9 protein-coding genes are annotated in these 9,224 nt (G+C 42.5%); all 9 read left to right on the top strand.

Annotated elements, in window-relative coordinates:
* The coding region (locus tag STRDD11_RS06350) for an FtsK/SpoIIIE domain-containing protein (RefSeq protein ID WP_128836832.1) at window positions 1-1,681 on the top strand (1,681 nt) is incomplete at its 5' end.
* A gap of 114 nt (window positions 1,682-1,795) precedes the next feature.
* Window positions 1,796-2,479: a hypothetical protein gene (locus STRDD11_RS06345; RefSeq protein WP_128836489.1), complete on the top strand. Its 684-nt coding sequence runs from the start codon at window positions 1,796-1,798 to the stop codon at window positions 2,477-2,479.
* A gap of 3 nt (window positions 2,480-2,482) precedes the next feature.
* Complete coding sequence (locus STRDD11_RS06340; protein WP_128836487.1) at window positions 2,483-5,068, top strand: SA1320 family protein; 2,586 nt, start codon at window positions 2,483-2,485, stop codon at window positions 5,066-5,068.
* A 278-nt stretch (window positions 5,069-5,346) separates the two neighbouring features.
* Complete coding sequence (locus STRDD11_RS06335) at window positions 5,347-6,186, top strand: YwqJ-related putative deaminase (RefSeq protein WP_128836484.1); 840 nt, start codon at window positions 5,347-5,349, stop codon at window positions 6,184-6,186.
* On the top strand, window positions 6,183-6,662 hold the full coding sequence (locus tag STRDD11_RS06330) for a toxin-antitoxin system YwqK family antitoxin (protein ID WP_128836481.1): 480 nt from the start codon (window positions 6,183-6,185) through the stop codon (window positions 6,660-6,662). Before STRDD11_RS06335 ends, STRDD11_RS06330 begins: the two co-directional genes overlap by 4 nt.
* The gene (locus STRDD11_RS06325) at window positions 6,635-7,324 is read left to right on the top strand and encodes an endonuclease V (protein WP_128836478.1); all 690 of its coding nucleotides are present in this window, start codon (window positions 6,635-6,637) and stop codon (window positions 7,322-7,324) included. The genes STRDD11_RS06330 and STRDD11_RS06325 overlap by 28 nt, the downstream gene beginning before the upstream one ends.
* Before the next feature lie 545 nt (window positions 7,325-7,869).
* Window positions 7,870-8,613, top strand: a complete 744-nt coding sequence (locus STRDD11_RS06320; protein WP_164828413.1) for a hypothetical protein — start codon at window positions 7,870-7,872, stop codon at window positions 8,611-8,613.
* Complete coding sequence (locus STRDD11_RS06315) at window positions 8,613-8,819, top strand: hypothetical protein (RefSeq protein ID WP_128836474.1); 207 nt, start codon at window positions 8,613-8,615, stop codon at window positions 8,817-8,819. Before STRDD11_RS06320 ends, STRDD11_RS06315 begins: the two co-directional genes overlap by 1 nt.
* Before the next feature lie 83 nt (window positions 8,820-8,902).
* On the top strand, window positions 8,903-9,067 hold the full coding sequence (locus STRDD11_RS13665) for a hypothetical protein (protein ID WP_164828412.1): 165 nt from the start codon (window positions 8,903-8,905) through the stop codon (window positions 9,065-9,067).
* Window positions 9,068-9,224: the final 157 nt, after the last annotated feature.

Below are 9,224 nucleotides of genomic sequence, written 5' to 3'. Positions count from 1 at the left end.
TCTGGCCGAGGACATCAAGGAAGTACCGACCGAGCTGGAGGCTATTGTCAGCCAGATCCAACTACTGACAGAGAGCCAGCAGATTGCCCCCGTGCCGCAGCCATGGCTGCCGCCACTTAATGAGCGGATGACCCTGCAGGAGCTGGAACCTAACCAGCCGCAGGAAGCCTGGGCGCAAAAGAAGCCGGTCTCTGTCCTTCTGGGAATGGCGGACATTCCGCAGGCCCAGAAGCAGGAGGCAGTCTCGGTCAGCCTGTCCAAGGATGGGCATATCCTGCTTTACGGCAGTCCCGGTACCGGGAAGACGACCTTCCTGCAGAGTGCGGCCATGGACTTGGCTCGCAAGTTCAGTCCCAAAGATGTCACGCTCTACCTGATGGACTTTGGGACCAATGGGCTGGCGCCGCTAAGCAACCTGCCTCATGTGGCGGATACCATGTTATTGGATCAGACGGAGAAGATTGCCAAGTTTGTCCGCATCATGGAGCGGGAGCTCAGCCGGCGGAAGAAGCTTTTGTCCGACTACGGTGTTGGTACACTAGAGCTCTACCGTCAGGCCAGCGGCAAGGAAGAGCCGGCTATCGTTATCCTGCTGGACAGCTATGAGTCCATGAAGGAGGAGGCCTATGAATTGGAGCTCTTTAAGCTCTTGGTGCGGATCTCCCGTGAAGGTCTCAGCATCGGTGTGCACCTCCTCGTGACAGCGGGCCGTCAGTCCAACCTGCGGGCGCAGTTCTATGCCAACTTCAAGCACCAGCTGACCCTGCCGCAGAATGATGTGGGCGAAGTCCGCTCTATCGTGGGCTCTACCCCGCTTGCGGCGACCATGGAAGACATCAAGGGCCGGGCACTCATGAAGCGCGACGAGGTTGATGTTATCCAGCTGGCTTTACCAGTAGCGGGTGCCAATGATGCACAAGTCCTCAACAACCTGCGTCAGGAAGTCGCTTCTCTCCAAGAAGCTTGGACCGGTGAGACACCGCAGGCCATCCCAATGGTGCCGGAAGAACTGACGAATGAAAACTTTTACAATCGTCCAAGTATTCAGGCGGTTTATGAAGGCGGTCTGGTGCCTCTGGGCTTAGATATGGAAACAGTCAAGCCGGTTATTTGGGATCTCTCCAAGGGTAATCTTCTTTATTTGACTGAGCAGGCAGAACAAATGACAACTCTGACCCAGCATATCGCCAGAGGGAAACAAAGCGTTATTGTGCTGGCTCCCCCCTCTGCTTCTTCTATTGTAGAAGCAGGAGCAGGTGTTGCCTTTGAGAATCAGATACCGGAAGTGGAGAAACTATTGGCTGTTCTTGAATCAAAGCTTAAGTATAACTTGAAGCAAGGACTGACAAACCATATGGCAACGGTCGTCGTCTATAATGCAGTGGAACTGGTCGAAAAAATAAATCCAGAGTCGCAAAGAAGACTGACGTTCATCTTTGAACAAGGTTTATCTGGAGGTTATGCCTCTATTGTCATGGCGACCCCTACCCTTTCCCGGAGTATAGAGACGCCATTGCGGCTTGCCAAAGGATTTAAACAAGGTCTCATCAGCATGCGGCTGAACGATCAGACGATACTGGCTTCGGGGAATAAGCCGACAAGAGAGCCCTTATTGGGACCTCAGGTTCATTACTTTATTCAGGAAAACACTGTCCATCAAATCAAGGTGTTGATGCGTTAAGTGTGATTTTTGGTACTTCCCTGCAGGACTGTGGAGAAGAGCAATAGCTTTCTTCTCTTCGGTACTTGACGGTTCTGATTGGTTGGCATTGAGAAACAAGGAAAGGTTTTCCACATGAAAAAAACAACAAAATATATATTATTTGCGATACTAGGAGGAATAGCACTTATGACTGTAGCAGCAATGAACGGCTGGCGGCTGGACGATCATACCGTTCCTAAAAACCGCACCAGAGAACAGTATGATTTTGAGGGGACTTTTAATCCCATCGTGAACTTTTTGAATCAGGAGAAGAAGGATTTTACGGGTATAAAATCTTATTATAGTTATGTGGGGTTCGCCTCTACACCTAGAGAACTTGATGAAGTATATAGGATTAATTTAGATACCGAACAGTCTCCAATCGTGGGAACGTATGAGATAGAAAAAGGGGGAGAAAAACAAAAAGTTCCTATTACATATTCTAATCAACAAATAACTTATGAGGAGGAGCTTACTCCTCAGTTTGATGAAGATATTCTAAACATGGTTTTAAAGCCAGAATATTTTGAGTCTTTAGATATCCAACAAACCCGTAAGAGTGCGGAAACAGAACTTAGTCAGCTTATCTATAAGCCTGAAAATCAATCGGATTTATTTAAAAAATTAAAGAAAAAGTATGAAATGCCATCTGATACAAAGCTTTCAGTTATTTTGGGCTATGCTCATTATAATGAGTATAATTTTTCAATCACTTTAAAATCAAAAGATAAAATAGTTTATATATCAAGTTCAATATATTTAAATAAAGGAGAGTAATGTATGGATGCCATCCAAGAAAGCAATCGACGGGTAGAGATATCCGCCGATATCTCAGATTTTGTATACACATACGAGAATGACTATGCAGCAGGTCTTCCTCCACTGGAAAACGTAAACAAAGAGTTGAGCGAGGCAGGTTACGGTGGTACTTTAGAAATCGTGGACTCCATGTACGATGAAAAGACAGGAGTCGCAGCCATTGCGGTTTACGACGATGACACGAAAGAGACCTATATTGCCTATGCCGGTACAAACTATGATGCTGATGGGACTAAAGATATTATTACAGATATGGCTATTGGTCTGAATGATTCCCTCTATTTGAAAGAGATGAGCAAACCCGCTGTTGATTTTTATGAGAGAGTCGAAGCTAAAGGGAATAGCATTACGATGACCACTGGACATTCCTATGGGGAGTTCCTGGCTGGCAGGGTGGCGCTGGAAAAGCAAGTCATTTATAACTATGGCTATCAGGGAGCGCCTCAGTCTGTCAATGGCCAGACGGCTCAGGAGATGCTTACCTCAGGTGGCTCTGGATTATTTGATATCATTTATAATAGTAAAAATTATGAAGAATTTGAAAGAAGCATCAAGCATTTTGCTAATGGACCGAACTATAAAATAAAATTGCCAAGTGATAAAGAACTAAAGGAGTATTGGGATTATTTTGAACGCTTAAAAATGACCTCTCCTGAGAAAGTTGAAGCAGCCAAGGCTGAGGCTGCCAGAGTAACAAAGCTTCAAAAGAATTACCATGGGCAATCCATTACCTTCTCTTCTACGAGAGATGTTCTGACCAATATTGCATGGGAACAAGGAAAGGGCGAACTTTCTTTTGGAGGTCAGGTGCTTAGTGGGAATATTGGTGAAAGTTTACTTGATGCAGCGACACCTGGTCTAATGAAATTTTTAGGTATCTCTAAAGATACTGTATACCCAGAAAAGGTTGTTGCCATTGATGTTCCAATCGAACACAATATGACTAAGTACAGGACCAGCGAAGAGGCTTTGTTATATACAAAACAGACGGTTTTAGCTCAGATGTTTGGAGTAGATTTAGATGGAGACGGGACTTTGGAGTTTGCGGTTACTCCTGAAAATACGACGACCAGAGACTTGATTCCCAAACGAGGTGGTTCGCAAAAGATTGCCTTGGATACGGCTTCTATGGCAGCTCTTGTTGCCAATTTAAAGGTCTGTTTGTCCCAAGCGCAGGAACTGGAAAAACTTGCCCAACAGACTATCGCAGCCAATGAAAATGTCATGAATGGTCTTTCCAACCGCCGTAATAATTTGAAAGATGCGGTTGTTCAGCACTTGGAGTCTATCAGTCTCATTGAGGCTGTGCAAAAAATTGATACGGCTTATAGTAATTATGGCAGCATTACAGGGACCTTTAATACACTGAATGCTTACGATCCACAAGAATTTTCCAGAAAATTTGACTGGTTCGGTACCAGTGGCCTATACGATTACTTGGATGCTGAGGATAATCCTTTCAACCATGGTGCAATCACAGCGAGTTTAACCAGCATGAAATCCAAAAACGAGAGTTTGGTGCTGGATATTAATTTGCACAAACTTGCAGAAGGTGGAAAATCTGATGGTAAATTATGGCCTCAAGATGCTATGTATACAAAAATGGGAACAAAAGGTCAGGAATTAGTCAATTCTTTTGAAAATATGATTGAGAAAAGTACCTCTGGATTGGCTAATCGAGCTCATTTTGCGGATGGAATTCCAGATGCGGTAAATGAAATTCTAAAAGTTTTATTGCAAAATATCCAGACAATCATTTCCTGTATTCAGTATACTTTTTCGGTAGCTGGGATGATTAAGGCTGCGCTGGAAGAGACGGATAATGGATTAGCTAGAAATATTGATAGTCTTGATTTTAGTTCTGTTCCCACTGTTGATACCAGTGTTTCTCAAGATTATAATACTTACTTGGAAGAAAGCGGCATTTTTGATGATCGCGATGTTATCAGTGCCTTTGATGATCAGATTGATGTAAAAGCTAGTGAATTGGCAAATCAAATGTCTTCCGCCTTTAGTGGTTATTTGGCGAGCGTGAGAGCTGCCATTACAGAAACCAATACGGTAATGACTACTGCAAAATCAAATCTTCAATCAGTCAAAGATGAATTTCCTACCCAAATTTTTTACAAAGTGAAATTTGAGGATAAAAAGAAGAAGCAACTCTATGGAACAGTTGAACAACAAATTTCTATAGCAAGTACCATCCGAACCGCAATTACAGATATTGATTCAGTAGATTTAGATTTAACAACGGCAATTACGACGATTAACTTAGCAGTGTCCATGTTAGGCGGTTTCTATCAACCATTCAGAAATGGTATGGAGGATGCTTTCTATGGTGCGACAAACTTACAAGGAATTGTTCGTTCTCAGAAAGCTATCGGTGCGGTTCTCAGCTCTTTAAATACTCGTTTTACTAATTTCAAGAGTGATTTAGCAGGATTCGGATCAGGTGCTGCAGTTGATGCATTAGGCTATAAACTGGGTGATATGACAAACCTGATGGGCAATGTCACCAAAGTTATTGATGATTGTTTTGGGGATTAATTTCTCTCATTGTACCACTTTCGCTTACTATTTCTTGTTTACTACCTGACTTGATGTTCAGGTGGTTTTTCTTGCAATCATTCTTCTATTCCTCGCTCTAGCCGTTTTCTATTGTGATATAATAGAATAAGCAAAATCTCCAGTTTAGCACATTGACAATTTTATTCTGACTACGCACGGGTTCAGCTCTGCTATTGTTCAAACAAACCCGACTTTACGACGGATACGCCTGATAAGCTACAGACCTCCCATCAGGCAGCGGCCGGAAGGCTCCATCTGTGGATGTGGACTTGCCGGGCGGTTCCGGCAGGGTGCCGAAAGTTGATACAAGCAACCTAAACCTTCGCAGTCAGGCTGCACCTGACATCACTGTCGGAAGAGGAGCAGCCGATATAGACGCCCCAAGCATCAGCGGTGCCAAAGCCGTTCCAGACCTTCCGAGTGCCAAGCAGGTAGCGGCAGAAAGCGCAGCCGGAGTGGTCGGCGGAGCGAGAGTCAAAGACGTAGATGTGCCGAGGGTTAAGGATGTTGCGACTCCGAGCAGAACTGGAGATGTGGGAGTGCCTAAAATGGATTCTCAAAGTTCAACAAAAATGTCTGAACCATCTCGCTTGGAATATTTACGCAATAAATATGGTACAATATCTGCAGAGGAGTTAAATCAACGTATTAACTTGCGTGGTGAAACGATGAAACAGTACAACGCGATGAAAGAGGTTGTAAAAAGCAAAAGACAGTTAGGACCAGCTTTTGCTACTGTCTATGATAAAACAACTGGGAAATACTATAGCGCGATTAATAACTTTGACGGCAAAAAACCAGGTGATCTTCATCCATTGTTACAAGAAAGATTTAATAATGCAAGTCAGAATTTGATTGATTCGTATGTAAAAACAAAAGGCTTTGCCTCCCATGCAGAAGTATATGCAGTAAATGAGGCTTTGAAGGCTAATCCCAATGCTACAATGGATGATTTATTGGTTAATGTCATCCATACAGATAAAGGTAAGAGTTATATTAATAAAATGCCATATGCAGGTGGTGAAATGTTTGTACGTTGCCCACATTGTCAATATATGCTGGATGGTTTCAATATGATTTCAGAGGTTGGAAAATGACAGAAGATAAAATTTTAACAAAAGAAGATGTTCTCCGTGACGGTGTTTGTTTTGAAGATGAACTAGACTGGGGCGGAGAATACTATGAACAAATTGTCTATGAAAATGAATCAGGAGAAGAGGTTCCTTATACTGGTTTAGCTTATGATTTATATCCAGATGGTCAATTAGAGTTTTATGGATATATAGATAATGGATATAGGCATGGTCTAGCCGTCTACTTTTATTTAAATGGAAAAATTAAAAGTATTAATAATCAAGACAGAGGTGCAGCCGAAGGAATTCAAAAAGAATATTTTGAAAATGGCGATATTGAGTCGATTTCTTATTGTATTGCAGGAGGAGAAATTCTCTATAAAAAATATGATGAGACTGGTAAAATTATTGAAGAAAAAACAGAGCCTACCGAAGATGATTTTAAGAGAGCAAAAAAGTGGGGTGTTGATTTATCGACTTTAGACATGAATTTGAAGTAGCACAGAATCAATTCAAAAATCAGATAGACTTATCTAATCATTTTGAGGACTCGGATATTCGTTATGTCGCAGGGGTGGATTTGGCCTATTGGACAGAGAATGACAAGGAATACGGCGTTGCTTGCCTCGTGGTTATTGACCGGGAAAATCTCCAAGTTGTTGAAGAGGTTAGTTTTCATGATGAAATTACAGTTCCCTATCTCCCAGGTTTTCTTGCATTTAGGGAATTGCCTCTGATTTTGGAGGCAGTTAAACTATTGAAAATCAAACCTGAGTTATATATGTTTGATGGAAATGGTTATCTGCATCCGCGCCATATGGGAATCGCGACCCATGCTTCCTTTTTCTTAGGGAAACCAACTATCGGAGTTGCCAAAAATTACTACCATATTGAAGGAGCAGAATTTGTACTTCCTGACAATTACGAAGGAGCCTGTACAGAAATAGTCAAAAACGGTGAGATTTATGGACAGGTCTTGCGAACACATCAGAATGTCAAACCGATTTTTATCTCATGCGGGAATTGGATTGATATAGAAACAAGTCAGAAGTTTGTTTTGGAATTTGTCACTAAAGAAAGCCGTTTGCCTGTTACAACCAGATATGCGGATATCCTGACCCATAAAGAACGAAAGAAACTATCTGGAATTACAAATGATTGAATGATTGCAGGCTTCTTAGCCTTGCGTCAATCATGGCCGTGTCTCCAGAATTTCCGATAATATTAAGAGAAGACTGCTTTTGTTCTTCTCTTTTTGATGTTTGAGGAAAGAGGGAACTCTAAACTTATCGAAATGCTAAAATAGACAAAATTCGTGTGTTTTATCAGTCCTCGTTTTCCTATTTGTTCCTTAAACAATTCTCTATTATGGTATAATGGAACAAGGAAAATCTCCTACTTAACACTTTGACAATCTTATCTGATTTGGCATGAGTTCTGCTATTTTCCTAAAGAACAAACCCGACTTTACGACGGATACGCCTGATAATATGACAACCCAAGGCAGCTATCTCAGTACCATGAGTGAGATCATGGAGGATATCAAGGCTGTGGGGGACAAGGTCAAAGAGGAGGGGGGTCGAGTCTCTCTATGTCCAGAAGGGCGAAGCTTCCTTAGGGACGACCAAGGACAGCGGGATCTTTGATAAATCCATCAACCGGATTAGGAGCATGCTGACGAGTGCCCAGAAGATTCACTCGGATATCATGCAAAATATTGACAGTAAGTTCACCAAGGGGATGGATAAGGCCTTCACCACGCTGAACAATGTCAATGAGGCAGAAAAGCCTTATCAGAGTAAATATACCAAGAAAAAGGAAACCCGAAAAGTAGCCGGGGCCTACTCAACTGACTATGGTCAAACTTATAGATATGTCACAGAAGAAAAACCTTATACTCTGGCTGAAATTCTGGACGGCAAAGCCAGTCCAATCAAGGCGGCCAAGGATGTCTATGATGAGCGGCTGAAAAGGGCCAAGGAACTGCTGGCCAACAAAGACCAGCTGTCTGATGAGCAGATCAAGGCCCTGAAGGGCAAGAGTGCGGAGGATATCGTAGCTGCTCAGTATCCAGGCCAGCTCCCGGATTACCAGAAGCTCAAGGCCAGCCGCTACTACGAAGAGAATAAGGAGAGCCTTCAGTATGTTGATACGGGCCTGAAAGTTGCGGCTGGACTAGCCATGATTGGCGGGGTCTTGCTGGCACCTGTCACTGGCGGTGCTTCCCTCTATGCGACCTATGCAGGCGGTGCCTATCTGGCAGCCGACAGTACTTACTCTGCAGTGACGGGGCACACCATGATCACCGGCGATCAGCTTTCCAATGAAGAGCGGATCTGGGCAGGAATTGATGCAGCGGTGACGGTTGTTTTCATTGGGAGTAATGTGTTTGACAAAAACAAAAAAGTGGATAGAATAAAGAAAATACAGAGAATAGAGGGAACAAAATAATGAATGACGATAAGATGACTGTAATTCAAGAAATGTTTAAAAAAGGTGAAACAGATGAATTAGTCCCCGCAGTTACTGTGATACTGGACGGAAAAATTAAAGGTGTGATTGACATTTTGATGGAAAAAAATGGTTATGAAGGTTATCCAGAAGCCATATCTGATATTATCTTTAAAGGCATTTCAACAATGATTGATCACGAATAAATCAGGCTAATTTTATCGTCAAAATTTTGAAGAGTTAATTCCTGAAAATGAACGATATTGGCTAGTAAAGGACGGTAAATATTATGCCAGATAGTAAGTTGGTTATTTTGAACGAGTCTTTCGGTAAGGAAGGATTAGATGAAAAAGTCGAAGGCTTGACTTTGATTGTAGATAGGCAGATTAAGACCGCCTTTGATGTGATTAAAACTAAAAGGCGGTGGGACAGAACTAAATTTTTAAAAATTTAGTTCGTCGTCCCAGCCCCGCGAGGATGATTAGGAGCTTTTTGGAGTCTAAAAGACGAACAAAAAGTCCAATCAGCTACCGCGCCAAAAGTTTTTTACCAAAACAAAGCGAGACTGAAAGACTTTTTATACAGTATCTTCCAAAAGATTCATCCCTCTG

The sequence above is a fragment of the Streptococcus sp. DD11 genome, assembly GCF_001578865.1.
GTDB classification, from domain to species: Bacteria; Bacillota; Bacilli; order Lactobacillales; family Streptococcaceae; genus Streptococcus; species Streptococcus panodentis.
Note: the sequence above shows the minus strand (reverse complement) of the source record. Positions and strands in the feature narration are given on the sequence as shown.